The sequence below is a fragment of the uncultured Streptococcus sp. genome (genome assembly GCF_905372115.1).
Taxonomy (GTDB): domain Bacteria; phylum Bacillota; class Bacilli; order Lactobacillales; family Streptococcaceae; genus Streptococcus.
In genome coordinates, this window is sequence record NZ_CAJPNR010000012.1 from 1 (window position 1) to 26,385 (window position 26,385).

The following is a 26,385-nucleotide window of genomic DNA, read 5'->3' on the forward strand; positions in this document are numbered from 1 at the left end:
ATGCGATGGAGAGAGACTTCTCTTGGGATACAGCCAGCAAGGCTTACAGTGATTTGTATCAATCACTCCTATAACATTTACTTTGGAATCAGTATAAGAAAATCCTCTCTTGCCCGATGGACAAGGGAGGATTTCCGTGAGAATTACATTTTTATATATTATCATACTGTTTTGGAGCCCTGTTTTTAGCTTGTGGCTGAAGCGAGTGCTTCCCATCTTGATTGAAAAAAGTATTCCTGCGTTTAAAAACTGTTTCCCGCTATTAAGAAAGGGAGATAACCACCCACCATGGAACTGACAAAAGAAAGTTTTATTCGAGATTTTAAGGATATTCTACATGAAAGACAGCTGATTAAGGTTGCTGATGCGACTTCAGTGGAGCTTTTTCAGGCTCTGGCCAGCACTGTCCGTAAGTATATCACGCCCCTGTGGCTGGAGCGCCGTAATCAGTTGATTGAGCAGCAGCAAAAGACAGCTTATTATTTTTCTATCGAGTTTCTTCCAGGACGCATGTTGGAAACCAATCTGCTCAACCTAGGTATCCTCGATACAGTCAAGGAAGGCTTTGCTGATTTGGGCGTTGACTTTGAGGATGTTAAGAATGCTGAGTATGACATGGCCTTGGGAAATGGCGGCCTGGGCCGCTTGGCGGCTGCCTTCATGGACTCGCTGGCAACCACTGGCTATCCAGGATTTGGAAATGGGATTCGCTATCGCTATGGCCTCTTTAAGCAACGCATCGTAGATGGCTATCAGGTAGAAATTCCTGATGCTTGGTTTGGCAGTCTGGGCAATGTCTGGGAAACCCGTAAGGACCATGATATTGTTGATGTCAAAATCTTCGGAAATGTTTCCCTCCATGCCAATGAAAAGGGCCGGATTGTGCCACTTTATGAGAATTCCAAAATCCTGCGGGCGGTTCCTTACGATGTGCCGCAGATTGGCTTTGGCAATGACACTGTCAACAATCTCCGGCTTTGGGATGTTGAAATCCCAGAAGAGCATGAACTGGATTATCCGACCATTGAAGCTCGTCGCCGGGTGCAAGATATCACTGCTATTCTCTATCCAGACGACTCTAGCTACGAAGGAAAAGAGCTGCGCTTGATCCAGGAATACTTCATGACCAGTGCAGGTCTGCAGACCATTATCAAATCCTACCTCAAGCAAGGTCGTCCGCTCAAGGATATTCATGAGAAGGTCTCAGTCCATATCAACGATACCCACCCAGCGGTTGCACCGGCTGAATTTATGCGTCTCTTGGTGGATGAGTACGACCTGGAATGGGCAGATGCTTGGAATGCTACGGTTAAAACCATGAGCTATACCAACCATACCATTTTGTCAGAAGCTTTGGAAAAATGGGATGCAGAGCTCTTTAAGAATGTCATGCCGCGGGTTTATCAGATTATCCTAGAAATTGACAATCGCTATGTAGCTGAAATGGCTGGACGTGGCCTTGATCCGCAAGTCATCGAAAACACTCGGATTGTCAAGGACAATCAAATCCACATGGCTCACTTGGCTATTATTGGCGGTCATTCAATCAATGGTGTGGCCAAACTCCACACCGAATTGCTCAAAGAAGACACTTTGCGTGATTTCTATAGCATTTACCCAGAGAAGTTTAATAACAAGACCAATGGCATTGTTCAGCGCCGCTGGCTGCAGATTGCGGACCAGCCTTTGTCAGCTGAGATTGATAAGCTGATTGGTAAGGAGTGGAGGAGAGATATCCATGAACTGCGCAAGCTCTTGGAATTCAAGGATGATCAGCAAGTGCTGGGCGATTTTTATCGGGTTAAGCAAGAAGCCAAGGCTCGTCTGGCTGACTTCATCAAGGAATCAATAGGAGTAGAAGTTTCTACAGAAGCCATCTTTGATGTCCAGGTGAAACGCCTCCATGCCTACAAGCGTCAGCTGCTCAACCTGCTTCATATCATCAAGCTTTACTGGGACCTCAAGGACAATCCTGATAAGGATATGGTGCCGCGCGTCTTTATCTTTGGTGCCAAGGCTGCTCCGGGCTATCACTTTGCCAAGTCTGTTATAAAGCTGATCAATGAAGTAGCCAATCTGGTCAACAAGGATGAAAGCCTGCAAGGCAAACTAAAGGTTGTTTTCCTAGAAAACTACCGGGTCAGCCTGGCCGAGCTCATCATTCCAGCTGCGGATGTATCAGAGCAGATTTCCCTGGCTTCCAAGGAAGCTTCTGGTACTTCCAACATGAAGTTCATGATGACAGGTGCCATTACCCTAGCCACTCTGGACGGAGCCAATATCGAAATCAAGGACGAAGTCGGTGACGACAACATTGTCATCTTCGGGATGGACAAGGACCAAGTTTACGAGCATTATGCCCGCCATGATTACTACTCACGCGGTGTCTATGAGAGCAATCCAGACATTCGCCGAGTGGTCGATACCTTTGTCAATGGTACCATTCCAAACGTCCGTGAAGAAGGCTCTGAAATCTACGAGGCCCTCATCACCCACAATGACGAATATTTCCTCTTGGAAGACTTCCATGCCTATGTAGAAGCTCAAGAGAAGATTGATGCTCTCTATCGTGACAAAGAAAAATGGGCCCGCATGAGCTTGATTAACATTGCTACATCAGACAAGTTTACTTCAGATGATACCATTGAACAATATGCCAAGGAAATCTGGAATTTGGAGAAATAATACTCTTCAGAAAACATGAACAATAAGAGATTGGGGCCTGGATCTCAGTCTCTTTTGCTATCCATCTACCATCTTGTCTAGAAATGTGCTATAGTAGAGAAAGCATGAGAGTCCAACTTTTAGAAAAGCAGGGTAAGCAAGCATGAAAGACTACACCATTTTTTATCAACAATTAACAACTCCTTTTCGCAGTCGTCCTCAGTGGCTGAAAGGGCTGGTTTACTTCAATCGGGGAATGACCCTGTTTATACCTATTGTTTATGGTCTCGTTTTAATCAGTGCTTTTCTGACGGAAGGCTGGAAAGGATTGCTTACTTTTTTCTTCTTACCAGCCATTGGATTTGGCCTGTTGTCAGCTATTCGTAAACGACTGAATCAAGCACGCCCTTACGAAAAATGGGCTATTCAGCCCTTGCTGGCCAAGGATACATCAGGCAAATCCATGCCCAGCCGCCATGTTTTTTCGGCGACAGTGATTTCCGTGTGCTTGCTCTACTTTTTCTGGTTGCCAGGGATTCTCTGCCTCTTGCTTTCAGCAGGGCTGGCCGTAGTGCGCGTAATTGGCGGAGTGCACTATCCAAAGGATGTGCTGGTCGGCTATCTTTGCGGCATTTTCTGGGGAGCTTTACTCTTTTTATTATAAAGGACCTGTTTTCAGCAGAGAGTAGACAAAGAACCTCCAGCTATATTATAATAGAAGCAGCAACAACCGTTTCGACACCAAGGATTATTCCTTGCTGGATCTAAAAAATATTTAAGGAGAAAACTATGTCAGAACCATTATTTCTACAGTCTGTGATGCAGGAGAAGATTTGGGGCGGCACCAAGCTGCGCGATGTCTTTGGCTATGAGATTCCCAGCGACCATGTAGGAGAGTACTGGGCTATCTCGGCTCATCCCAATGGTGTGTCAACCGTCAAGAACGGACGATTTGCCGGCCAGAAGTTAGATGCGCTTTATGCCAAGCACCGTGAGCTCTTTGGCAATCGCCCAGAGCCAGTCTTTCCGCTTTTGACGAAGATTTTAGATGCCAATGACTGGCTCAGTGTTCAGGTCCATCCTGATGATGCCTATGGACTAGAGCACGAAGGGGAGCTTGGTAAGACTGAATGCTGGTATGTCATTGCTGCAGACGAAGGAGCAGAGATTATCTATGGTCACAATGCCAAGAGCAAGGAAGAGCTGCGCCAGCAGATTGAGAGCAAGGACTGGGACCATCTCCTGACCAAAATCCCAGTAAAAGCTGGTGATTTCTTCTATGTACCAAGTGGCACCATGCATGCCATAGGCTCAGGTATTCTGATTTTGGAGACTCAGCAGTCCAGTGACACAACCTACCGTGTCTATGACTTTGATCGCAAGGACGATGCTGGCAATCTTCGTGAGTTGCATTTGGAGCAGTCAATTGATGTTCTGACTATCGGTGAGCCTGCTAATAGCCATCCTGTTACCATTCAGGCAGATAGTTTGACTTCAACTCTTTTGGTGGCCAATGACTTCTTTGCAGTTTACAAGTGGGATATTGCTGGTTCAGTTAATTTTAAAAAGACAGCAGACTATAGCTTGGTCAGCGTCTTGGAAGGTGTCGGTGAGCTAGAAGTTGATGGAGCTGTCTACCCACTCGAAAAAGGAGAGCATTTCATCCTGCCTAGCGATGTCACAGAATGGACCTTGTCTGGGGATTTGCAGCTGATTGTCAGCCATCCATAATCGTAGAAAAATCAAGAGCAAATAATCATTTTGCTCTTTTTTCTTTTAAAAATATAGGAAATAAGTAAAATTCTAGCTAGTTTCTTCTTATTTACATAGCAGAATAGTTTGTATGTTGATAATTATTTAATTGATTTTGGTAAAAAATTTTATATAACAAAAGAAAAAAACAAAAAACGCTTACAATTGTGTAAAAGATTGACTATTCGATATTTTAGGAGTAAACTAAGGAAGTAAATTTTAAAATATAAAGGAGAAGTCATCATGAATTTAACATATTTAGGACTTTGTTTGGCCTGCTTGGGCGTATCAATTGCTGAAGGTATGATTATGAGTAATCTATTTAAGGCAGCAGCTCGTCAACCAGAAATTATCGGTCAATTGCGAAGCCTCCTAATCTTGGGAGTAGCCTTTGTTGAAGGTACTTTCTTTGTAACGCTGGCTATGTCCTTTGTTATCAAATGAGAAAGGATTCTCTTTAGAAAAGGGGGTGTCATCTGTTGGAAGAAAGTATCAATCCAACTATCAATGTAGGTCCAGTGACCTTTGATTTGACCCTGCTGGCCATGACTCTGCTGACGGTGCTTGTAACTTTTGGACTTGTTTATTGGGCAAGTCGAAAGATGACGATTAAGCCGTCAAGAAAGCAGAATGCTTTGGAATATATCTATGACTTTGTCATAGATTTTACCAAGGGAAACGTTGGCGAGCATTATATGAAGAATTACTCGCTTTTTCTATTCTCCCTCTTTCTTTTCGTAGCTGTGGCGAATAACTTGGGATTAATGGCTAAGGTTCAGACAACCAATGGTTTCAATCTCTGGACATCGCCGACAGCCAATCTCGCCTTTGACTTGGGCTTCTCTCTTTTAGTGACGGTATTCTGTCATGTAGAAGGAATCCGTCGTCAAGGAATAAAAGGATATCTAAAAGGTTTTGTGACTCCAGGTATCATGACACCCATGAATATCTTGGAAGAATTTACCAATTTTGCTTCGCTAGCCTTGCGGATTTATGGGAATATTTTTGCAGGTGAAGTATTGGCTGGTTTGCTCTTGACTTGGGCACATCAAGCAGCGTATTGGTATCCGATTGCCTTTATTATGAACATGGTTTGGACTGGTTTTTCCATCTTTATTTCCTGTATCCAAGCCTATGTTTTTACCATGCTAACATCTATGTATCTTGGTAAAAAGATTAATGGTGAGGTAGAATAAAAAGAAAGGATAGATAAAATGAATATAACCGTAGGTGAAATTATTGGCAACTTTATCTTGATTGCCGGCTCCTTTCTTCTTTTAGTATTTCTCATTAAGAAGTTTGCTTGGGGCAATATTATCGGGATTTTAGATCAGCGTGCTCAAAAGATTTCAGACGATATTGACGGTGCGGAATCGGCCCGTAAGAAAGCTGAAGACTTGGCGCAAAAGCGCGAGGAAGCTCTGGCAGGTAGTCGGGTCGAAGCAGTTTCTATCGTTGAGACTGCTAAGGAGACAGCTGAGAAGAATAAGGCTGGAATCCTAGCTAATGCAGCAGAAGAAGCAGGGCGCTTGAAGGCTAAAGCCAATCAGGAAATTGCCCAAAACAAGGCAGAGGCTATGAGCAGCATCAAAGGAGAAGTGGCTGACTTGACAGTGACTCTGGCTAGTAAGATTCTGAGCCAGGAGCTGGATAAGGAAGCTCAGAGCGAGCTCATTGATCGCTATATCAAACAGTTAGGAGATGCCTGATGGATAAGAAGCAATATGCAATCATTGAGAAATATGCTTTGCCTTTTGTTCAGACGGTCTTTGAAAAAGGTCAGCAAGAAGATGTTTTTGAAAAACTGAGTCAGATTAAGGCTGTTTTCGCGGAGACCGGCCTTGCTGACTTTTTGTCACATATCGGCATCAGTGACCATGAGAAAGAAAAGAGTCTGCGGCTCTTTCAAAACTCAGGCTCCCAGCTGCTTGATAATCTGATTGAAATTGTCATTCTCAATCATCGTGAGGACCTCTTTTATGAGATTGTGCTGGAGAGTCAGCACCAGCTTGAAAAGATCAGCAATGAGTTTGAGGTGACGCTACGCTCTGTTCAGCCTTTGACAGCCAGTCAGAAGGAGAAGATTCGGCCGATTATTGAGCAGAAGATGGGGCTAAAAGTCCGAGCGCTCAAGGAAGAATTGGATAGCAGCTTGATTGGCGGCTTTGTCATCTCTGCCAATAACAAAACGATTGATGCAAGCATCAAACGTCAATTGCAAGTCGTAAAAGAAAAATTGAAATAGAAAGTGGTGTGAATTTTGGCGATTAACGCACAAGAAATCAGCGCTTTAATTAAGCAACAAATTGAAAATTTCCAGCCAAATTTTGACGTCACAGAAACAGGGGTCGTCACTTATATTGGTGATGGAATTGCGCGCGCTCATGGACTGGATAAGGCTATGAGCGGAGAGCTCTTAATCTTTGAAAATGGCTCTTATGGTATGGCGCAAAATCTAGAGTCAACCGATGTTGGGATTATCATCTTGGGAGACTTTACAGACATTCGTGAGGGAGATACCATTCGCCGGACTGGCAAAATCATGGAAGTTCCTGTGGGAGATGCCTTGATTGGGCGGGTTGTTGATCCGCTGGGTCGTCCTGTTGATGGACTTGGTGACATTGTCACGGATAAGACACGCCCGGTTGAAACACCTGCTCCGGGTGTCATGCAGCGTAAGTCAGTATCTGAGCCTTTACAGACAGGTCTCAAGGCAATTGATGCCTTGGTTCCGATTGGCCGTGGCCAACGGGAGCTGATTATCGGGGACCGTCAGACTGGGAAGACAACCATTGCTATTGATGCCATCCTGAACCAGAAAGGTCAGGATATGATTTGTATCTATGTGGCAATTGGTCAGAAAGAATCTACAGTCCGTACACAGGTAGAAACGCTGCGTCAGTATGGTGCTTTGGACTATACGATTGTAGTGACAGCCTCTGCTTCACAGCCGTCGCCTTTACTTTTCTTGGCGCCTTATGCTGGTGTAGCGATGGCAGAAGAGTTTATGTACAATGGCAAGCATGTTTTGATTGTCTATGATGACTTGTCCAAGCAGGCTGTAGCCTACCGTGAATTGTCCCTCCTGCTCCGTCGTCCGCCAGGCCGTGAGGCCTTTCCTGGAGATGTTTTCTATCTGCATAGCCGTCTCTTGGAGCGTTCAGCCAAGGTTTCTGATGAGCTGGGCGGCGGTTCGATTACAGCTCTGCCATTTATTGAAACGCAGGCAGGAGACATTTCGGCCTATATCGCGACCAACGTGATTTCAATCACTGACGGACAAATTTTCCTCAGCGACAGCTTGTTCAATGCTGGGGTACGTCCGGCCATTGATGCAGGTTCTTCTGTATCACGGGTTGGGGGCTCAGCCCAAATCAAGGCTATGAAGAAAGTAGCTGGAACCCTGCGTATCGACCTGGCTTCTTATAGGGAGCTTGAGGCCTTTACTAAGTTTGGTAGTGATTTGGATGCGGCAACGCAGGCCAAGCTCAATCGTGGCCGCAGGACTGTAGAAGTCTTGAAGCAGCCGATTCACGAGCCGTTGCCGGTTGAAAAGCAGGTGGTGATTCTCTATGCTTTGACCCATGGTTTCCTAGACAGTGTGCCAGTAGACGATATTCTGCGCTTTGAGTCAGAATTATTTGCCTATTTTGATGCACATCAAGAAAGCATTTATGAAACCATTCGGACAACGAAAGACCTTCCAAGTGAGGAAGTCTTGAATGCTGCCATTACTGAGTTTATAGATCAGTCTAGCTTCAAATAAGAATCGAGGTGTCAGATGGCAGTTTCATTAAACGATATTAAAAATAAAATTGCATCCACGAAAAACACCAGTCAAATCACCAATGCCATGCAGATGGTTTCTGCTGCTAAGCTGGGAAAGTCTGAGGAAGCAGCTAAAAACTTTCAGGTCTATGCCCAGAAAGTGCGTAAGTTAGTTACGGATATGCTGCATGGCCACGAGACTGAAAATGCCCGTCATCACTCGATGTTAATCAGTCGGCCGGTTAAGAAATCAGCCTATATTGTCATTACTTCTGACCGCGGTCTGGTAGGTGGCTATAATGCGACCATTCTCAAAGCCTTGATGGAGCTGAAAGCTGAGTACCATCCGACTGGAGAGGACTTTGAAGTCATCTGTATCGGAAGTGTTGGTGCTGATTTCTTCCGAGCTCGGGGCATTCAGCCGGTTTATGAACTACGTGGTCTAGCAGATCAGCCTAGCTTTGATGAGGTTCGTAAAATCATTAGCAAGACCATTGAGATGTATCAGAATGAGCTTTTTGATGAGCTCTATGTTTGCTATAACCACCATGTCAACAGTCTGACCAGTCAGATGCGGGTGGAGCAGATGCTGCCAATCATTGACTTGGACCCTAATGAAGCGGATGAAGATTATACGCTGAATCTGGAACTGGAGTCTAGTCGGGATTCTATCTTGGACCAGTTGTTGCCCCAGTTTGCAGAGAGTATGATTTACGGTGCTATTATTGATGCCAAGACGGCTGAGAATGCTGCCGGTATGACTGCTATGCAGACAGCGACAGACAATGCTAAAAAGGTCATCAGTGATTTGACTATTCAGTATAACCGCGCTCGGCAGGCTGCCATTACGCAGGAAATTACTGAAATCGTGGCGGGTGCAAGCGCCCTAGAATAAGGCCACAAATGAATTAGAAATTAAACGAGGGAAAAAACATGAGCTCAGGCAAAATTGCTCAGGTTATCGGGCCGGTCGTAGACGTTGCGTTTGCTGCCGGAGACAAGCTACCTGAGATAAATAATGCACTTGTAGTCTATAAAAATGATGAGAAAAAATCAAAAATCGTCCTTGAAGTAGCTCTTGAGCTTGGTGACGGTGTGGTGCGGACCATTGCAATGGAGTCGACCGATGGTTTGACGCGTGGTTTGGAGGTCTTGGATACTGGTCGTCCGATTTCTGTGCCAGTTGGCAAGGAAACTCTGGGGCGGGTGTTCAATGTCCTAGGAGACACTATTGACTTGGATGCGCCTTTTGCAGAGGATGCAGAGCGCCAGCCGATTCATAAGAAGGCACCGACCTTTGATGAACTATCGACTTCATCAGAAATTCTGGAAACAGGGATTAAGGTTATCGACCTTCTAGCACCTTATCTGAAAGGTGGGAAGGTTGGACTCTTTGGTGGTGCCGGAGTAGGGAAGACAGTCCTAATTCAGGAATTGATTCACAACATTGCCCAAGAACACGGTGGGATTTCTGTCTTCACAGGTGTTGGTGAACGGACGCGTGAAGGGAATGACCTCTACTGGGAAATGAAAGAGTCTGGCGTTATCGAAAAGACGGCTATGGTCTTTGGTCAGATGAATGAACCGCCAGGAGCTCGGATGCGGGTTGCTCTTACCGGACTGACCATCGCGGAATATTTCCGTGATGTGGAAGGTCAGGACGTGCTGCTCTTTATTGACAACATCTTCCGCTTCACGCAGGCTGGTTCGGAAGTATCTGCCCTCTTGGGACGAATGCCTTCAGCCGTTGGTTACCAGCCAACACTTGCGACAGAAATGGGACAGTTACAGGAGCGGATTACCTCAACCAAGAAAGGTTCCGTTACTTCTATCCAGGCCATCTATGTGCCAGCGGATGACTATACTGACCCAGCGCCGGCGACAGCTTTTGCTCACTTAGACTCTACGACCAACCTAGAGCGGAAATTGGTTCAGTTGGGGATTTACCCAGCCGTGGATCCACTCGCTTCCAGCTCTCGTGCCCTTTCTCCTGAGATTGTCGGAGAAGAGCACTATGCAGTGGCTGCAGAGGTTAAGCGGGTTCTGCAACGTTATCACGAATTGCAGGATATTATTGCTATCCTTGGTATGGACGAGTTGTCTGACGATGAGAAGACTTTGGTTGCACGTGCGAGGCGGATTCAGTTCTTCCTGTCACAGAACTTCAATGTGGCGGAGCAATTTACCGGCCAGCCTGGCTCTTATGTACCAGTAGCTGAAACGGTTCGTGGCTTCAAGGAAATCCTTGAAGGTAAGCACGATAAGCTGCCAGAGGATGCCTTCCGTGGTGTAGGCTCCATCGAGGATGTGTTGGCCAAGGCTGAGAAAATGGGATTCTAAGAGGTGAATGATGGCTCAAATGACAGTACAAATCGTGACACCGGATGGTCTTATTTATGATCACCATGCTGCATTTGTTTCCGTAAAGACCATTGATGGTGAGTTGGGGATTTTGCCCCGCCATATCAATACCATCGCTGTTTTAGAAGTGGATCAGGTTAAGGTGCGCCGGGTTGATGATGACAAGCATATCGACTGGATTGCGGTCAACGGCGGAATCATTGAAATTGCAGACAATGTCATTACCATTGTGGCGGACTCAGCTGAGCGTGCGCGTGATATCGACATTAGTCGGGCTGAGAGAGCTAAGCTCCGAGCTGAGCAAGAAATCGAAGAAGCCCATGATAAGCACTTGATTGACCAAGAACGCCGGGCTAAGATTGCCCTGCAGCGGGCAATCAACCGGATCAATGTCGGAACAAGAATCTAAGAAGCTATTCTTGTCTGGATTGACGGAAGTCATCCTTCATCTGACGAGACTTGGCTTCATGAATACAAACTGAACACGCAAAACTGGGGCAGAAATGTCTCAGTTTTCTTTTCCAAAGAAAAAGGGCAGGACTGTTTAGTTCGTCCCTGACTGGAGTCTTGTGGTATAATAAAAGTTATGGTAGAAGTTATTTTTAAATTATGCAGTCATTTGCTCTTTATTTTCTTTGCCTTTCATCTGCTGTCAACAGTTGTTGAGTGGGAGAGATTTTTCAAGGTCAATGCCGATAATGCCATGAAGATTCGCTTTTTGATTCTCTTGTTTAGCATTGCCTTGGGCTATTTAGTCAGCCTTTTCTTCATTGGTATTTATGATATGAGCCGGGCGATTTTTAATGGTACTTTATAAGGTCATATTTTTGATTTTATGGTATGATAGTATGGATGATTTTAAAAATTTAGAGTAAGGAATCGGTATGGAAAAAATTATTATTCAAGGTGGAGATAATCGCTTGGTCGGAAAGGTCAAGATTGAAGGAGCAAAAAATGCGGTGCTGCCTCTCTTAGCAGCGACAGTATTGGCTAGCGAAGGTCAGTCTGTTTTGAAAAATGTTCCGGTCTTGTCTGATGTCTTTACCATGAACAATGTGGTCCGCGGTTTAAACACTCAGGTGGATTTTAATCAGGAAGAAAATACAGTTGTTGTGGATGCCACCCAGCCCTTGTCTGAGGAGGCACCTTACAAATACGTCAGCAAAATGCGGGCGTCTATCGTTGTTTTGGGGCCAGTCCTAGCTCGTAATGGTCATGCTAAAGTTTCCATGCCAGGCGGCTGTACGATTGGCAGCCGGCCTATTGATTTGCACCTGAAGGGCTTAGAAGCCATGGGCGCTCAGATTACCCAAACAGCGGGTTATATCGAAGCGAAGGCAGATCAGCTCAAGGGTGCCCACATTTACATGGACTTTCCTAGTGTGGGAGCAACGCAAAACATCATGATGGCTGCGACGTTGGCTCAAGGCACGACAGTGATTGAAAATGCTGCTCGGGAGCCTGAAATTGTTGACCTAGCCCTCTTTTTAAATGAAATGGGAGCCAAGGTCAGAGGAGCAGGTACCGAAACTTTGACCATTGTCGGAGTGGATCAGCTGCGAGGGGCCAAGCATAATGTGGTTCAAGACCGTATCGAAGCAGGAACTTTTATGGTTGCCGCAGCCATGACCAGCGGTGACTTGCTGATTGAGGATGCCATTTGGGAGCACAACCGTCCCCTGCTTTCCAAAATGCAGGAAATGGGAGTGGAAGTGACAGAGGAAGATGAAGGGATTCGGATTCGTTCCGATGTTTCGAAGCTGAGACCGGTTTCGGTCAAAACCCTTCCTTATCCGGGCTTCCCTACCGACATGCAGGCTCAGTTTACGGCGCTGATGGCTATGGCCAAGGGCGAGTCTACGATGATTGAGACCGTCTTTGAGAACCGCTTCCAGCATCTGGAGGAAATGCGTCGGATGGGGTTGCACTCTGATATCATGCGTGACACAGCTCGTATCTGGGGCGGTGGAAGTCTTCAGGGAGCTGAAGTCATGTCAACAGACCTCCGGGCCAGTGCGACTTTGATTCTGATGGGCTTGATTGCTGAAGGCGAGACTAAGGTCAGCAAGCTTGTACACTTAGACCGAGGCTACTATAAATTCCATGAGAAATTGTCAGCCTTGGGAGCCAAAGTGAAGCGTGTAAAGGAAGAAGACGATGAGTGAAAATCTTAAATATTTAGGCCGACAGATTGGCCTTGTTTTACTGGTTCTTTTGGTAGCTGTGATTCTCTTTTTTGTGGCTTTGATGATTGGTTATAATGTTATCGGAAACGGTAAGGGCTCTATCTGGTCACCAGAAACCTGGCAAGAATTAATCGGGAAGTTTACTGGAAACTAGCTCCTAGTTGAAAAGATTGGCTGAAATGAATCCAGTTTGCTAAGTTGAAAGAAAGAAGATGAAAAGAAAGACTAGTCAGAAAAGGAATTCTAAGAGCCTGCAAGGCTGGGCTGGGCTGACTCTGGCCTTGATTTTAGCTCTGGCTGGCTATTTCTGGGGACAGGATGGTCAGCAGCCACTTCAGAGTCCAAATTCAGAAATCAGGGTTGGGCAAGTCCAAGATCAGGGCACTCCTAGTCGGGAACTGGCTGAGAGCGTTCTGACGGATGCTGTCCGAGCTCAGCTCAAAGGCAGCATTGAATGGAACGGAGCTGGTGCCTTTATCGTGAATGGAAATAAGACAGACTTGGATGCAGGGATTTCGAGTAAGTCTTATGCTGTCAATAAGACCAAGCTTGTTCAAGGGAAAACCCTTCCGACAGTGGCGAATGCCTTTTTATCCAAGTCTACCCGCCAGTACAAAAAACGGGAAGAAACTGGAAATGCCAACACTTCATGGGTACCGGCAGGCTGGCATCAACTCAAGAACCTCCCTGGTGAGTACAATCATGCTGTGGACCGAGGACATCTCTTGGCCTATTCGCTGATCGGTGGTTTGAAGGGCTTTGATGCCTCTACCAGCAATCCTGCCAATATCGCTGTGCAGACGGCTTGGTCCAACCAAGCCAATGAAGCGGATTCAACAGGGCAGAATTACTATGAGACAAAGATCCGTAAGGCCCTGGATAAGAACAAGCGGGTGCGCTACCGGGTAACCTTGATTTATGCCACGGAGACTGATTTAGTACCGGTTGGGTCACATTTAGAGGCCAAGTCCAGCGATGGCAGTCTGGAATTTAATGTCTTTATCCCGAATGTGCAAAAAGGGATTCGCCTGGACTATAATAGTGGCAAGGTCAGTCTGGATAGAGGTTCTTAATTTTATACTCAAAAATAGATTTGCAAAGAGTATTCATTAGAATGAAAAGAAATGGTTGCAGATTTGTAGTCATTTTCTTTTATAATAATAGATAGAAAGAAGGCTAATTTTTCAGTCTTCTTTAAGAAAGCGGTGGTAAAATCAACGTTCTCTTACAATCTAGTAAAGGAGGTTGCAATGGGACTTATTTTTAAAAGCATCCGGTTCCTCATGCGTCTGATTGGGCGCGTGGTTTGGGGACTTGCCTGGTCCTTTGTCCTGAGCTTTATGGTTATTGTCGGAATTTTCTATTTTACCACTTCGACAGAGCCAGGTACCGAGGGACTGACGCAGGCTGTTCAGACAGCTGTTGGCAGAGTGGATCAATTTTTAAATCACCAAGGCATTTCCACGGGACTTCACAGCAGTGAGGAGACACAGACGGATCAGCTGACAGATGAGCATGCAACAACAGGGGCTCGTTGGGAACAGCCAAGCGCTACAATTTATATCGATACAAATAATGAAACCTTCCGTTCAGCCTATAAGGAGGCCATTGATTCTTGGAATCAAACAGGTGCCTTCACCTTTCAAATCATCAATGACAAAGACAAGGCGGACATTGTTGCGACGGAGATGAACGACGGCAACATCAGTGCAGCTGGTGAAGCTGAGTCGCAGACCAATCTCCTAACCAAGCGGTTTACCCATGTCACGGTTCGCCTTAATAGTTACTACCTGCTGGACAGTCGCTATGCCTATTCTCATGAGCGGATTGTCAATACAGCAGCGCACGAATTGGGCCATGCTATCGGATTAGACCATAATGAGGAGGAATCAGTGATGCAGTCAGCAGGCTCGTTTTACAGTATCCAGCCGACAGATATCCAGGCTGTAAAAGACTTGTATCAATCGTAAGCCTATGTTAAAATCTATTTTTTACTTGATTCGACACTTTCCAGAGCAAGTTTTTCTCTTTGTTTTTAACTCAGGAATCTTTGTCTGGCTATGGAAAAGCGGCAATGAGATTGCCAACCAGCTAGGAGTGACAGCGGCTTGGGAAAATCATGTTCCGGCGCCCATTCAGGTCTTCTTCGGCCAGAATATTGAGGCAGTTCAGGGATTTTTTCACAATTCCGCCTTTATGTGGCTAGTCGGGTCCATGATAATCCTTCTGGTTATTCGTCTGATCAAGGGAATGATTAAATTTGTTGTCTTTGCGGTTCTGATTTTGCTGGGAATTTATCTGATTATGCAGAATCAATCTATTCTCAATAGTTTTATGTAAGGCAGTCTGGTATGACTGTCTTTTTTCTTTTGGGGAGCTGAGTTCGCTTTCTCTTGAATTCTGATAGCTGTGCTTCTGGAAATCTGCTATAATGGTCTTATGATTATTTTACAAGCAAGCAAGATTGAGCGCTCTTTTGCAGGGGAGCTTCTTTTTGACAATATTAACCTGCAGGTGGATGAGGGTGATCGGATTGCCCTCGTCGGTAAAAATGGAGCTGGGAAGTCAACCCTGCTCAAGATTTTGGTGAGAGAGGAAGAGCCTACTTCTGGTCAGATCAATAAAAAACGAGACTTGTCTCTGTCCTATCTGGCTCAGGACAGCCGCTTTGAGTCGGAGAATACCATCTACGATGAGATGCTGCTGGTCTTTGATAGTCTGCGTCAGCAAGAGAAGCGCTTGCGGCAGATGGAGCTGCAAATGGGAGAATTGTCAGGGGAAGACCTGACTGCTCTCATGACCCAGTACGACCAGCTGTCAGAGGCCTTTCGCCAGAAAGGTGGTTTTACCTACGAGGCTGATATTCGAGCGATTTTAAATGGCTTCAAGTTTGACCAGTCCATGTGGCAGATGAAGATTTCTGAGCTGTCAGGCGGGCAGAATACCCGTCTGGCTCTGGCTAAGATGCTTTTGGAAAAGCCAGAACTGCTGGTCTTGGACGAGCCGACCAACCATTTGGATATTGAGACCATTGCCTGGCTAGAGACGTACTTAGTCAACTACAGCGGTGCCCTGATCATCGTCAGCCACGACCGCTATTTCTTAGATAAGGTTGCAACCATCACGCTGGATTTGACCAAGCATTCCTTGGATCGCTATGTGGGCAATTACTCTAGCTTTGTGGTCCAAAAGGAGCAGAAGCTGGCCACTGAAGCCAAGAACTATGAAAAGCAACAGAAAGAAATCGCTGCGCTGGAGGACTTTGTCAATCGCAATCTGGTCCGGGCTTCCACTACCAAGCGGGCTCAGTCCCGCCGCAAGCAGCTGGAAAAGATGGAGCGTTTGGACAGGCCGGAGACCGGCAATCGCTCGGCTAATATGACCTTCAAATCCGATAAAGTTTCAGGCAATGTTGTTCTGACCTTGGAAGACGCAGCTATTGGCTACGGAGAGGAAGTCCTGTCGGAGCCGATTAACCTTGATATTCGCAAGTTTAATGCGGTAGCTATTGTCGGGCCAAATGGGATTGGAAAAACGACCTTGATTAAATCACTAATCGGTCAAGTGCCCTTCATCAGGGGCAAGGAGCAGCTGGGAGCTAATGTGGAAGTGGGCTACTATGACCAGACCCAGAGCAAGCTGACTCCCAGCAATACGGTTCTTGATGAGCTATGGAATGACTTCAAGCTGACGCCAGAGGTCGAAATTCGCAATCGCTTAGGCGCTTTTCTCTTTTCGGGAGACGATGTCAAGAAGTCTGTCGGCATGCTATCAGGTGGAGAGCGAGCACGCCTGCTCCTAGCCAAGCTGTCTATGGAAAACAACAACTTTCTCATCCTAGACGAGCCGACCAACCACCTGGACATTGACAGCAAGGAAGTGCTGGAAAATGCCCTGATTGACTTTGACGGCACCCTGCTCTTTGTCAGCCATGACCGTTACTTTATCAATCGCGTGGCCACTCAGATCATCGAGCTCTCTGAGACAGGCTCTACCCTTTATCTGGGTGATTATGACTATTATCTGGAGAAAAAGGCAGAGCTGGAAGCCTTGCGTGAGGAGACGGAGCAGGTCGATTCCGACAAGCCTGCCCCAGCCAATGACTATCAGCTTCAAAAGGAAAACCAGAAAGAACAACGCCGGCTGGCCCGCCGCTTAGAGCAATTGGAAGCGCAAATCGAGGACTTGGACAGTCAGATCAGTCAGCTTCAGGAAGCCATGGAGGCTACTAATGATGCCGGTGAACTCATGGAGAGCCAGCAGCAAATCGACCAGCTGACCGCTGCCCAAGAAGAAGCCATGCTAGAATGGGAAGAACTGGCGGAGAAGGTGTAGGAGTATGCAGTTTCTGTGAGAAATGAGCTTCTTAGAGCTCATAATGCTTAATTTCACATGTGAAATCAGTCAAAAAAAGGTAAAAAACGAATTTTTACATGTGTTCTGAGATTTTTTCGAGGAAAATAAACTATTCTTCATGCAATCTAAGTTCTTTTAAAGAAAGTCAGTCCGTCAGATTTTCTGAAAAGCTATTTTGGAGCAAAGTGACTCTGTCAGATTTTCTGACGGTTGGTCTGAGAGCAAATCCCGAACTTTCTATTTTCTGAAGAGTTCTTTTAGCAGAATCTGCCTTTTCCGATTTTCAGCCGGTAAGATTTTGACGAAAAGAGTCTCGTCTGAAAATAAAATCCGAACAAGGGTCGGTAAAGGTAGTTTTGAAAGAGCGACTGGCCGCGTTTTCTCAACGATCTACACGCTGGCAATTCTTTTCATGCCTCCCGCGACTTTTCTAATGACTGTTCTGCCGAGTGTCCACACCCTTTCCTTTCTTCTGATTGGTTTCGGAGTGATGGGATTGGCTTTGATTTCCTACCTTTATCAAAAGAGAATACAAAAAGACTAGGCTGGATTTCCAACCTAGTTTGTTTGTATAGTATTTTAGGATAAGGCAGCAAGCTACAGGCCAGGCTATATGGTGTACGGCAAGGCGATTTCACAAAGTAATAAAAGATAAACTGAACGATGTTATCAGATAGCCCATTCGCCCTTGCGAAAGATAGGAACCCGACTGCCATCTGGGCAAATTCCGTCGATATCCATCTGATTGGAGCCAATCATAAAGTCCACATGGACACTTGAACGGTTGAGGCCAGCAGCTTTTAGCTCTTCTTCGGAGTAATTCTCTCCGCCGACTAGACTGATTGGATAGGCAGCGCCGATAGCCAAATGGTTAGAAGCATTCTCGTCAAAGAGCGTGTGAAAGAAGGTGATGCCCGACTGAGAAATGGGACTTGAATCTGGTACAAGGGCGACTTCTCCCAAGTGTCTAGCTCCGTCATGTTGAAAAATCAAGTTTTTGATAGCTTGCTCTCCTTTTTCAGCAGTTGCCTCTACGATTTGACCATTTTTAAAGACCAGATGAATGCCTTCGATAAGCTGCCCATTCAAGTTGAGTGGCTTGGTGCTAGAGACATAGCCGTCTGCTCGCCGGAAATCAGGTGCTGAGTAGATTTCCTCGGTTGGCATATTAGCAATGCAATAGTTCCCTTGCTCGTCGAAGCCACCGACAACATCCCAGCGATGGTTCTTAGGCATGCCCACAGTCAGATTAGTTCCCGGAGCAAGATAATGCAAAGCAGTAAACTGGGCTTGGTTTAAAATCTGAGCCTTAGCATTTAGCTTTTCACGGTGAGCAATCCAGGCAGCAGCAGGGTCATCCTCGTAAACTTTACAGGATTTGAATATCTGGTCCCATAGCAAGTCAGTCGCTTCTTCCTCGTCTTTGGCCTTGGGGAAAATTTTCTGAGCCCAAGCTTTACCTGCCGCAGCAGCCATGGTCCAGCAGATTTGTTTGCTTTGGGCCGCCGTCATCAGTGGTTGCGAGATTTTTGCATAGACCTCAGCAGCTTTGGCGACTCTGTCTGGCGAGATATTTTGGAAGGCCTCCGGATGGGACGATGGGATAAGTAGGTAACTAGCTTTCTTATCTAAAATATAGTGAAATTCAGAAACCTTATAGTCAGGAGCTTTTTCTAAGCGGTCTAGCTGATTGTGAAGGAGTTGCTGGTATTGGATTTGCTCGTCGGTCCATAGGACGATGACTTCATGGGCGCCGAGTGCATAGGCTTCTTTGACAATTAAACGAGCCAGTTCTGCCTGCTCAACATCAATACTGAGAGCGACCGTTTGTCCCGGCTGGACATTGATACCGTAAGTAACTAGAATTTTAGCGTATTTGAGTAGGTTTTCTTGAAAATTTGCTAGAGTCATGTTTGTTTTCCTTTCTTGTAGAGAAGTGGCGTGTGAGATAACAGCTCACTCGAAAGCAGCGAATATTTTTTTATAGCACCCACCACTGATAAAGCGACCAATAGAGAATGTTGGCTATGATGGTGAGGGCAGCTAGGCTGGTCAGGACCGTTAGGAAGAGACGTCCCTTGCTTAATCGGCTTTTGGCCTTAGTTACCCAAGGATAGAGGAGGCCTGCTAGCAGTAAAATTCCCAGTCCAGCGAAGACCATATAGCGCCAAGGTTGCATGATACCAGTCTTGCTGACAGTCATAACGGTAAAGATGAGATAAGAATTGAATCCAACGGCGAGAATAGTAAACGAGGTCAGATAATTCCAGATTTTTAAATCTACTGGAGCCTTGGCAGGTGTCTTTCTGATCAAACGAATCAGGTCTGCCACTCCGCTGATGACAAGACTGGTAAGAGCATAGATCAGCCCGACAAAGAATAAGGCGTACATGGCATAGTCTTTGTAGATCTCAATGTCCGCAATCTTGTAGCTATCTCCGTAGGCATTTGTGATAGTCTCTTGGTTATTCGCATGGCTAAGAACTGCATAGCCTTGAGTGAGGAGAGGATTGTCTGCGTCTTTAGGGGCGTAGCTGGTGTATAAAAATCCTCTGGTAATGGATATCGGCCCTGTCTCGAAGTAGCGGGCTTTGCGGTAAAAGCCAGGCTGAAAATTTTTAAAGGTTGTTTTGTCAGTCTCTTTCTTGTCTCCAAAAATCAGCTGGGGCATCTCGCTATTATAGATTTGCTCTTGGGATTGATTGGTCATGACGGCATAACCAATGCCGTTTTTCAAGTCAAGCAGGATATTGGAGGAGAAGGCGTCGGTATTCCCTCCATGGCCTACAAGAGTCGTGCCGTACTCTTGGGTCCAGAAGCCATGCATGTTAAGCGGTATATCCGTGCCAGGATAGGTGGAGCTAGCTGTGTAAAGAGTTGTCCAGGTTTCCTTCCGTTTAAATAACTTGTCCTGACTCAGGAGGGCTTGGGCAAATTTTTGGAAATCTGCTATAGTACCGGCGGCCTGACCTGCTGGATAGATGTCCATGTAGAAGTTGGATGCTCCAAGAGACTGTCCTTCTGTACTGTAGCCTTTGTCTTCCTTCCGCTTTTCGCGCACATAGTCATTATCTGTAAAGCCTGGTAGGATAGCCGTCTTATCCATGTCCAATGGCTGGAAAATATGCTTATGGACATAGTCTGAGAAGCTCTGACCGGAAACCTGCTCCACGATATAAGCGGTCAAGGCCGTGCTGTAGTTCGAATAGGCGGTCTTTGTGCCAGGCTCAAAGATTTGGGCAGCCTGCTTAGTTGCTAGGAATTCTTCCATACTGATGTCATGGTAGTTCATGGCCGCACCAGACTCTTCAAAACCAGCTTGATGATTCATCAGATCCAGCATGGTAATAGGCTTGTCGTAGCGAAGAGTCTTGAGGAAGTCCTTTGGCAGATAGGTTTTTATGTCAGTTTCTAGGTCTATCTTGCCTTCTTCCCAGAGTTGCATAACTGAGATCCAAACAGTCAACTTGGTCACAGAACCCCATTCAAAGACGCTTTTTTCATCCACTTTGATGCCTTTCTCTTTGTCCGTATATCCAAAGTTGGCATGGTAAATCGTACCGCTCTTATCAAAGACTGCCGTTGTCATACCGGCTGTTGTCTCTTCATGCTCCTTGACAAAGTCTTGGATTTTCTGCCCAATTTGGCTGCGTTCTATGCCTGATGGTAGCTTTTGTGATTCATCAGCTAATGCAGTGATTGGTTGGAAAATTCCAAGGCTGAGAATAGCCAGAAGCCATAAAAACATTCGTTTTGTTATCATATTCATACTCCTTTTTGACATGTCTCAGATTTAGCTATTGCAGCAATAGATCAAAAAGCCGAGGACTAGGATGATTAAAATGATTAGGAGTTTTGATTTTCTCATAAAATTTCCTTTCTGTTCTATGTAGATAATAATTGGTCATTTTCTAATTCTCAATGAAATTCAAAGAGTAAACAGGGAAGCTAGCTGTAGGCAATACTGAAGTACGGAAATTTGGTGTTGATCTAGTTAGAATTTAGTGTAAACTATTGGAAAACCCACCACTGATAGAGAGACCAATAGAGAATATTGGCTATCATAGCTAGGGCAGATAGGCTAGTCAGAACTGTCAGACAGACATGACCTCGACTGAGTTTCTCTGATGATTTTTTGAAAATGGGCAGCAGAACAGCAAGGGTCAGTAGGAATCCTAAGATAGCAAAGACCATATAGCGCCAAGAGCTAACGCCGCTAAAATCATTTTTTAAAACTGCTTGGAAAACCAATAGGAGTTGAAGCGGAACTGCCATGATGCCTAGAGAAGTCAGGTAGTTCCAAACCTTCCAAGAGCGAGGCAGAGTTTTTTTCTGCTTGTGCCAAATTAGATGACTAATGTCTCTAAAAATACTACATAAGATATTTCCCAGAGCAAAAAAGCTAGCAAGGAGTCCTAAGCCTGTGACGGCATAGTCAGTAAAGAGCTCGGAACCAGAAATCTTCTTAAAGTCAGAGGAAGTCAAGGACAGTATAGTTCGCTCATTGCTATCGTCAATGGTCCAAAATTCATCTTTTAATAAGTCTTCATTCGGACTATTCAGTCGATCAATAAATGGAGGTACAATTTTGGCTATAGACAAGGGGCCGCTATTAAAAATTCTGAAGGAAAGATAATATCCAGGACTGAATCGTTCCTTAGTAGCTTCGCTAGCTGTTTTTCGCTGTCCAAATACTAATTCCGGCATATAGAGCTTATAGCGTTCTTCAATTGATTGATTGGTCATAACAATCATGCCAACTCCTGACTCAAGGTCCAACAAAAGATTGCTAGAAAATCCGAACGTATGTCCTCCTTGGCCTAAAACAGAAACATTATACTTGCTTACCCAGAAGCCGTGAGCATTGCGTACTATATCTGTACCTGGATATGTTGAAGTAGCAGTATAAAGGGTTGTCCAAGTCTCTGGACGATGGAAAAGGGTCTCCTTTTTGAGAAGTGCTTGAGCAAACTTTTGTAAATCCTCTAGAGTTCCTGTAGCTCTGCCGGAGGAGTAGAGGCCGAGTTCGGAATTAGCGCTTCCCAAGGGCTTGCCTTCGCTATCGTATCCCTTTGCTTCCTTGCGCTTAGCCTGTACAAAAGCATTGTCGGATAAATCTGGTAAAATGGCCGTCTTGTTCATCTTTAGAGGTTCAAAAATATGCTCGTGAACGTAATCGGAGAAACTCTGACCAGAAATCCGCTCTACGATATAAGAGGCCAAGCCTGTCCCATAATTTGAGTTAGCTGTGACCGTACCTGGCTCGAAAGATTGGATTGGCTGGTAAAAAGTCAAAATTTCTTCTAGACTCTTGTCGCCATGTAAGTAATTGGGAATCGTATCAAAGCCTGCCTGATGATTCATCAGATCGAGCATGGTGATAGGCTTTTCAAAACGAAGATTTTTGAGAAAGCCTTCTGGCAGATAGGTGCGGATGTCTTCTTCTAAATCAATCTTGCCCTCCTCCCAAAGCTGCATAACAGAAATCCAAACAGTAAGTTTAGTCACTGCTCCCCATTCGAATACGCTATCTTTGTCCACTTTGATACTTTTTTCCTTATCCATATAGCCAAAACTGCCTTGGTAGATAGTTCCATTGGTATCAAAGACGGCTGTTGCCATACCAGCAGTGGTCTTTTCGTGTTTTTTGACAAAATCTTGAATTTTCTGGCTGATTTGGTCGCGACTGGCTCCAGATGGCAGCTTTGTTCCCTCCTCGGCTAGCGCTTTAGCTGGGTAGATAAGGCTGAGAGTTAAGAAACTTAGCATAAAGCATAGGGTCAATTTTTTCATTACGAGATACTCCTTTTCTATCAATCTTTAGCAACAGAAGCAGCAGACTAGGAACGATTGCCCAGCATCTTCTACAGAATAAAGTCCCTTTAAGCAAGGAAAATTTTGTGGAGAACTGACTCGGTTTGTTGGATCTATTGTATTCTCTTCGAAAAACAACTTAAGATCACATCAACGCCATCTTGCTGTACTCTGGTACTGTCTGTGCTTGCTCTTTAGTTTGCATTGAGTATTGAAATCTCCTCAGCTATGTCTTCGTTGAAAACGAAGTCAAAATACGCTATACTAGGAGCAAATTGACACTAAGATTATAACCAAGCCAGCAGCCAAGTTCAAGGGAAAATGGCTTTTAGCCTACAAGAGATACTTTTTGGCTGCTTCTGTATACCATTCAAGGAGGACAAGATGGACGGCAAGCAATTGCAGGTGCTGGAAACGAAAGAAATGCTGAAACAGGGACTCTTAACCTTGCTGCAAAGTCAGGATTTTTCAGAAATCTCAGTCACAGATATTATAGAGGTTTCGCAGACTTCCCGACGGACCTTTTATCGCCATTTTCGCAATAAAAGGGCTTTATTGGACTATTACCTTCAGGAGCTGATGAAGGAGTATTTTTGTGTAGAAGAGGATATGCAGAACAAGCCAAACCATTATGAAGCCTATCTTCATCTTTTTCGTTTTTGGTACAGCAAGCGTCAGGAGCTGAGAGGACTAATTAAGAGTCAGCTTTTTTCCTCCTTTATTTCTGCATGGAATGCCCATTCCCCAGCAGTTCTTCAGCCTTTTTTTAAGGAGCAGATGGATATGCAGCTTTTTAGGATACACTTTCTCATCGGAGGCTACAGTAATGCTATTTGGAACTGGCTGCAAGAGGAAGAGCCAGAGCAGCCAGAAGTCATTACAGACTATTTTTTCAAGATTGTAGGCTATTTCGCCTATGATAAAGATGATTCGACAAGCAAGACGGAGTAATGGATATGGCAAAAAAGATTGCCTGAAGATTTCTTGGTTAGAAAGGGATGCAGTGATTTCCATTGTTCAAAATACAAAAAGACTAGGCTGGATTTCCAACCTAGTTTTCTGTATGGGAATTTTTAAGTGCTTCTTTGGTTTTCTTAAGCTCTTTTTTCAGCGAGAAGTTTTTTAGCATGCTGATGAGAAAGGTCGTGACAGAGCCTAGGAGCACTGAGACCAAAATCAATATGATTAAGGGAAGTTTGAAGCTAAATAGGATAAAGCTAACATTGACACTCTGCATATTTGCCAAGGAAATACTGGCAACCAATAGAATGGTAATTAAAAGCAGAATATAGTGCAATTTTTCTTTCATAGTGATTCTCCTGTTTATTTATTCAAACTCAGCCTTGCTCTTGATATCTCCGTATTCTTCTGGGATTTCTTGGGCTAGGATTTCTTCATAAGCAGCCAGTTCAATATCAGAGCCATACTTGTTTTTCAGAGCAGTGGTCACCAGACGGTAGGCCAAGTTCGCATTGCGGGACAAGATGGGACCATGGAAGTAAGAGCCAAAGACATTCTTATAGTGGACGCCTTCATTGCCGTCTTCTTGGTTGTTGCCATTTCCATAGACGACTTTGCCCAGAGGTTTTTCGTCGTCAGAGAGGAAAGTCCGTCCTTGGTGATTTTCAAAGCCGTAGTAGGTTTCATCGAATTCTTCGTTATGAATCTTGATGTCGCCGATATAGCGGTTTTTGGTCTGGTTGAGGGTATAGTGACCCATGATGCCCAGGCCTTCGATTCGACGGCCAGAAGCCTCGATATAGTATTGGCCTAAGAGTTGGAAGCCACCGCAGATAGCTAGTACAACGCCGTTTTCATTGATAAAGCTTTCCAAAGCTTCTTTTTTAGCTGGCAAGTCACGAGCCACGATCGTTTGCTCATAGTCTTGACCTCCGCCAAAGAAGACGATGTCGTAGCTGTCCTTGTCAAAGTCATCTTCTAGAGAGACGATATCGACTTCAACTCTAGCACCTAGCTTTTCAGCCACATACTTGAGCATGAGAACATTGCCGTTATCGCCGTAGGTATTCATGAGATTACCATAGAGGTGTGCAATTTTAATATCGTAACGGTAATCCTGGTTTTCAGGAGAAGTGAGGGATCTATATACCATTAGTTCATCTCCTTTCTGACCACATGACGCTCTGCCAGTAGCTCGCGGAATTCCAGCATAGCAGTATAAGTTGCTAAGATATAGGCATGCTTGGTTTCTTGCTGTTCAATGGCCTTAAAGACTGCTTCTAAATCTTTGACTTCGGTAATCTGATCTGCTGGATAGCCCGTTACCCGCAGTCGACGAGCAATCTCAGAGTGGCGCACACCACCTGCAATGACATGAGGAATCTCCATCTCTAAAATCTTCTCAAAGTCAGCATCCCAGATCCAGCTGGTATCAATGCCGTCCGCATAGTTGGCGTTGAGCAGGACGGACAAACTAAAGTCAAAGGGTGCAAGTCCAATCATATCTAAAGCTTGGGTCGCCCCAACAGGATTTTTAATCAAGACTAAGGTACATTCCTTATCACCGATTTTGAAAGTTTCCTGACGGCCAAAGACAGCCCGGCTCTTGTCAAAGCCAGCCTTGATAGTAGCTGGCTCGACACCAAAGAACTGAGCTACTGACACTGCTGCTAGAGCGTTATAGATATTGTAGAGACCGCCGATATTGATTTGATAGTCTTGTCCATCAATGGTAAAGGCAGAGCGGTTATGCTCAAGTGTTTTGAGAGCGGTCAGGCTGTAGTCAAGCTTAGGACGCTTGAAGCCGCAGTCCACACAGATATAAGCCCCCAGATTTGCATAGGTGTTGAGCTCATACTTGAGGATATGCTCACACTTAGGACAGAGGATGCCCTCTGTATTGTAGTGAGCCAACTGAGCCTGGCCTTTTTCGGTGTCAAATCCATAGTAGCGGACAGGATTCTTTAGGCTGACCGAGTTAAAGAGGGGGCTGTCGCCATTCATCAGTACAGTCGCTTCAGGCACTTTAGCTGCAGCATCCAGAATCATCTGGTAGGTCGTGTAGATCTCACCATAGCGGTCCATCTGGTCTCGGAAAATATTGGTAAAGACGAAGAGACTAGGCTTGATATAATCACAAATCCGAGATAGGCTGGCTTCATCTATTTCCAGCACAGCGATATTCTTGCCAGATTTGCCTTTTTTAGCGGTCAGGAAGGTTGTGGTAATCCCGGTAATCATATTGGCACCGCTGGGATTGGTCACCACTTCTCCGAAGGCTTCCTTGAGAATGCCTACTGTCAGAGCTGTAGTCAGAGTTTTACCATTGGTTCCGGTAATAACCACGACCTCATAGTTCTTTGCTAGGTTCTGTAAAATATTTTTATCAAATGTCAGGGCAACTTTCCCTGGCAGAGTCGAGCCGCGTCCCATTTTGCTGAGAACAAAGTGGGAGGACTTGCCCGCCAAGAGGCCCAATGCTGTATTTATCTTCATAAGAAATATTTTATCATAAAAAAGTAAA

At 45.2% G+C, this 26,385-nt stretch carries 25 protein-coding genes and 1 pseudogene; 20 read left to right on the forward strand and 6 right to left on the reverse strand.

The genetic code is table 11. The features are described from left to right. Positions 1 to 288: 288 nt before the first annotated feature. The 19 genes and pseudogenes from QZ169_RS05000 to QZ169_RS11550 form a co-directional block, all read left to right on the forward strand. Positions 289 to 2,685, forward strand: coding sequence for a glycogen/starch/alpha-glucan phosphorylase (locus QZ169_RS05000; protein WP_295505170.1), 2,397 nt, complete (start codon positions 289 to 291; stop codon positions 2,683 to 2,685). Positions 2,686 to 2,827: 142 nt separating this feature from the next. Further along, complete coding sequence (locus tag QZ169_RS05005; RefSeq protein WP_295505171.1) at positions 2,828 to 3,328, forward strand: phosphatase PAP2 family protein; 501 nt, start codon at positions 2,828 to 2,830, stop codon at positions 3,326 to 3,328. 125 nt (positions 3,329 to 3,453) lie between these two features. Next, positions 3,454 to 4,395 carry a mannose-6-phosphate isomerase, class I gene (manA, locus tag QZ169_RS05010; protein WP_295505172.1) on the forward strand — a complete coding sequence of 314 codons (942 nt, stop codon included), beginning with the start codon at positions 3,454 to 3,456 and terminating at the stop codon, positions 4,393 to 4,395. 264 nt (positions 4,396 to 4,659) lie between these two features. Then, positions 4,660 to 4,860, forward strand: coding sequence for a F0F1 ATP synthase subunit C (locus tag QZ169_RS05015; RefSeq protein WP_002896005.1), 201 nt, complete (start codon positions 4,660 to 4,662; stop codon positions 4,858 to 4,860). A gap of 35 nt (positions 4,861 to 4,895) precedes the next feature. After that, a complete protein-coding gene (atpB, locus tag QZ169_RS05020; RefSeq protein ID WP_295505173.1) occupies positions 4,896 to 5,612 on the forward strand; it encodes a F0F1 ATP synthase subunit A in 717 nt (238 codons plus the stop codon). Between the two features lie 18 nt (positions 5,613 to 5,630). Next, positions 5,631 to 6,125 carry a F0F1 ATP synthase subunit B gene (atpF, locus tag QZ169_RS05025; RefSeq protein WP_002921770.1) on the forward strand — a complete coding sequence of 165 codons (495 nt, stop codon included), beginning with the start codon at positions 5,631 to 5,633 and terminating at the stop codon, positions 6,123 to 6,125. Further along, on the forward strand, positions 6,125 to 6,661 hold the full coding sequence (locus tag QZ169_RS05030; RefSeq protein WP_295505174.1) for a F0F1 ATP synthase subunit delta: 537 nt from the start codon (positions 6,125 to 6,127) through the stop codon (positions 6,659 to 6,661). The genes atpF and QZ169_RS05030 overlap by 1 nt, the downstream gene beginning before the upstream one ends. A 15-nt stretch (positions 6,662 to 6,676) precedes the next feature. Then, positions 6,677 to 8,182: a F0F1 ATP synthase subunit alpha gene (atpA, locus tag QZ169_RS05035; protein ID WP_295505175.1), complete on the forward strand. Its 1,506-nt coding sequence runs from the start codon at positions 6,677 to 6,679 to the stop codon at positions 8,180 to 8,182. A gap of 15 nt (positions 8,183 to 8,197) precedes the next feature. Then, positions 8,198 to 9,079 (forward strand): F0F1 ATP synthase subunit gamma, encoded by an 882-nt coding sequence (locus QZ169_RS05040; RefSeq protein ID WP_149566397.1) that lies wholly within the window; start codon positions 8,198 to 8,200, stop codon positions 9,077 to 9,079. A gap of 38 nt (positions 9,080 to 9,117) precedes the next feature. Next, complete coding sequence (gene atpD, locus QZ169_RS05045) at positions 9,118 to 10,524, forward strand: F0F1 ATP synthase subunit beta (protein ID WP_002895993.1); 1,407 nt, start codon at positions 9,118 to 9,120, stop codon at positions 10,522 to 10,524. A 7-nt stretch (positions 10,525 to 10,531) separates the two neighbouring features. After that, complete coding sequence (locus QZ169_RS05050) at positions 10,532 to 10,954, forward strand: F0F1 ATP synthase subunit epsilon (protein ID WP_002915580.1); 423 nt, start codon at positions 10,532 to 10,534, stop codon at positions 10,952 to 10,954. Between the two features lie 177 nt (positions 10,955 to 11,131). Continuing rightward, positions 11,132 to 11,362 carry a DUF1146 family protein gene (locus tag QZ169_RS05055; RefSeq protein WP_002897901.1) on the forward strand — a complete coding sequence of 77 codons (231 nt, stop codon included), beginning with the start codon at positions 11,132 to 11,134 and terminating at the stop codon, positions 11,360 to 11,362. Positions 11,363 to 11,429: 67 nt separating this feature from the next. Next, on the forward strand, positions 11,430 to 12,710 hold the full coding sequence (gene murA / locus QZ169_RS05060; protein ID WP_295505176.1) for a UDP-N-acetylglucosamine 1-carboxyvinyltransferase: 1,281 nt from the start codon (positions 11,430 to 11,432) through the stop codon (positions 12,708 to 12,710). Next, positions 12,703 to 12,885 (forward strand): DNA-directed RNA polymerase subunit beta, encoded by a 183-nt coding sequence (locus tag QZ169_RS05065; protein ID WP_002917490.1) that lies wholly within the window; start codon positions 12,703 to 12,705, stop codon positions 12,883 to 12,885. The genes murA and QZ169_RS05065 overlap by 8 nt, the downstream gene beginning before the upstream one ends. 58 nt (positions 12,886 to 12,943) lie before the next feature. Beyond that, on the forward strand, positions 12,944 to 13,804 hold the full coding sequence (locus QZ169_RS05070; protein ID WP_295505178.1) for a DNA/RNA non-specific endonuclease: 861 nt from the start codon (positions 12,944 to 12,946) through the stop codon (positions 13,802 to 13,804). Positions 13,805 to 13,981: 177 nt separating this feature from the next. Then, positions 13,982 to 14,701 (forward strand): matrixin family metalloprotease, encoded by a 720-nt coding sequence (locus tag QZ169_RS05075; protein ID WP_295505179.1) that lies wholly within the window; start codon positions 13,982 to 13,984, stop codon positions 14,699 to 14,701. Positions 14,702 to 14,705: 4 nt separating this feature from the next. After that, positions 14,706 to 15,071: a hypothetical protein gene (locus QZ169_RS05080; RefSeq protein WP_295505180.1), complete on the forward strand. Its 366-nt coding sequence runs from the start codon at positions 14,706 to 14,708 to the stop codon at positions 15,069 to 15,071. 99 nt (positions 15,072 to 15,170) lie between these two features. Further along, on the forward strand, positions 15,171 to 17,066 hold the full coding sequence (locus QZ169_RS05085; protein ID WP_295505181.1) for an ABC-F family ATP-binding cassette domain-containing protein: 1,896 nt from the start codon (positions 15,171 to 15,173) through the stop codon (positions 17,064 to 17,066). A 343-nt stretch (positions 17,067 to 17,409) separates the two neighbouring features. After that, positions 17,410 to 17,631, forward strand: a pseudogene (locus tag QZ169_RS11550) (MFS transporter); the annotation flags it as partial. Between the two features lie 125 nt (positions 17,632 to 17,756). Here QZ169_RS11550 and QZ169_RS05090 read toward each other — a convergent pair. The 3 genes from QZ169_RS05090 to QZ169_RS05100 form a co-directional block, all read right to left on the reverse strand. Next, positions 17,757 to 18,998 carry an aminopeptidase gene (locus QZ169_RS05090; RefSeq protein ID WP_295505182.1) on the reverse strand — a complete coding sequence of 414 codons (1,242 nt, stop codon included), beginning with the start codon at positions 18,996 to 18,998 and terminating at the stop codon, positions 17,757 to 17,759. 70 nt (positions 18,999 to 19,068) lie between these two features. Further along, entirely contained in the window at positions 19,069 to 20,856 is a 1,788-nt protein-coding gene (locus tag QZ169_RS05095) for a serine hydrolase (RefSeq protein WP_295505184.1), read from the reverse strand. 242 nt (positions 20,857 to 21,098) lie between these two features. Continuing rightward, the gene (locus tag QZ169_RS05100; protein ID WP_295505185.1) at positions 21,099 to 22,880 is read right to left on the reverse strand and encodes a serine hydrolase; all 1,782 of its coding nucleotides are present in this window, start codon (positions 22,878 to 22,880) and stop codon (positions 21,099 to 21,101) included. A gap of 405 nt (positions 22,881 to 23,285) precedes the next feature. Here QZ169_RS05100 and QZ169_RS05105 point away from each other — a divergent pair, with 405 nt between their 5' ends. Beyond that, entirely contained in the window at positions 23,286 to 23,852 is a 567-nt protein-coding gene (locus tag QZ169_RS05105) for a TetR/AcrR family transcriptional regulator (RefSeq protein WP_295505187.1), read from the forward strand. 100 nt (positions 23,853 to 23,952) lie between these two features. Here the strand turns inward: QZ169_RS05105 and QZ169_RS05110 are convergent, their stop codons facing one another. From QZ169_RS05110 to murT, 3 genes are read right to left on the reverse strand one after another with little or no spacing between them, the layout of a single operon-like run. After that, positions 23,953 to 24,210: a LapA family protein gene (locus QZ169_RS05110; protein WP_006267878.1), complete on the reverse strand. Its 258-nt coding sequence runs from the start codon at positions 24,208 to 24,210 to the stop codon at positions 23,953 to 23,955. A gap of 18 nt (positions 24,211 to 24,228) precedes the next feature. Beyond that, on the reverse strand, positions 24,229 to 25,014 hold the full coding sequence (gene gatD / locus QZ169_RS05115) for a lipid II isoglutaminyl synthase subunit GatD (RefSeq protein ID WP_295505188.1): 786 nt from the start codon (positions 25,012 to 25,014) through the stop codon (positions 24,229 to 24,231). After that, positions 25,014 to 26,357 carry a lipid II isoglutaminyl synthase subunit MurT gene (gene murT / locus QZ169_RS05120; RefSeq protein ID WP_295505189.1) on the reverse strand — a complete coding sequence of 448 codons (1,344 nt, stop codon included), beginning with the start codon at positions 26,355 to 26,357 and terminating at the stop codon, positions 25,014 to 25,016. Before murT ends, gatD begins: the two co-directional genes overlap by 1 nt. Positions 26,358 to 26,385: the final 28 nt, after the last annotated feature.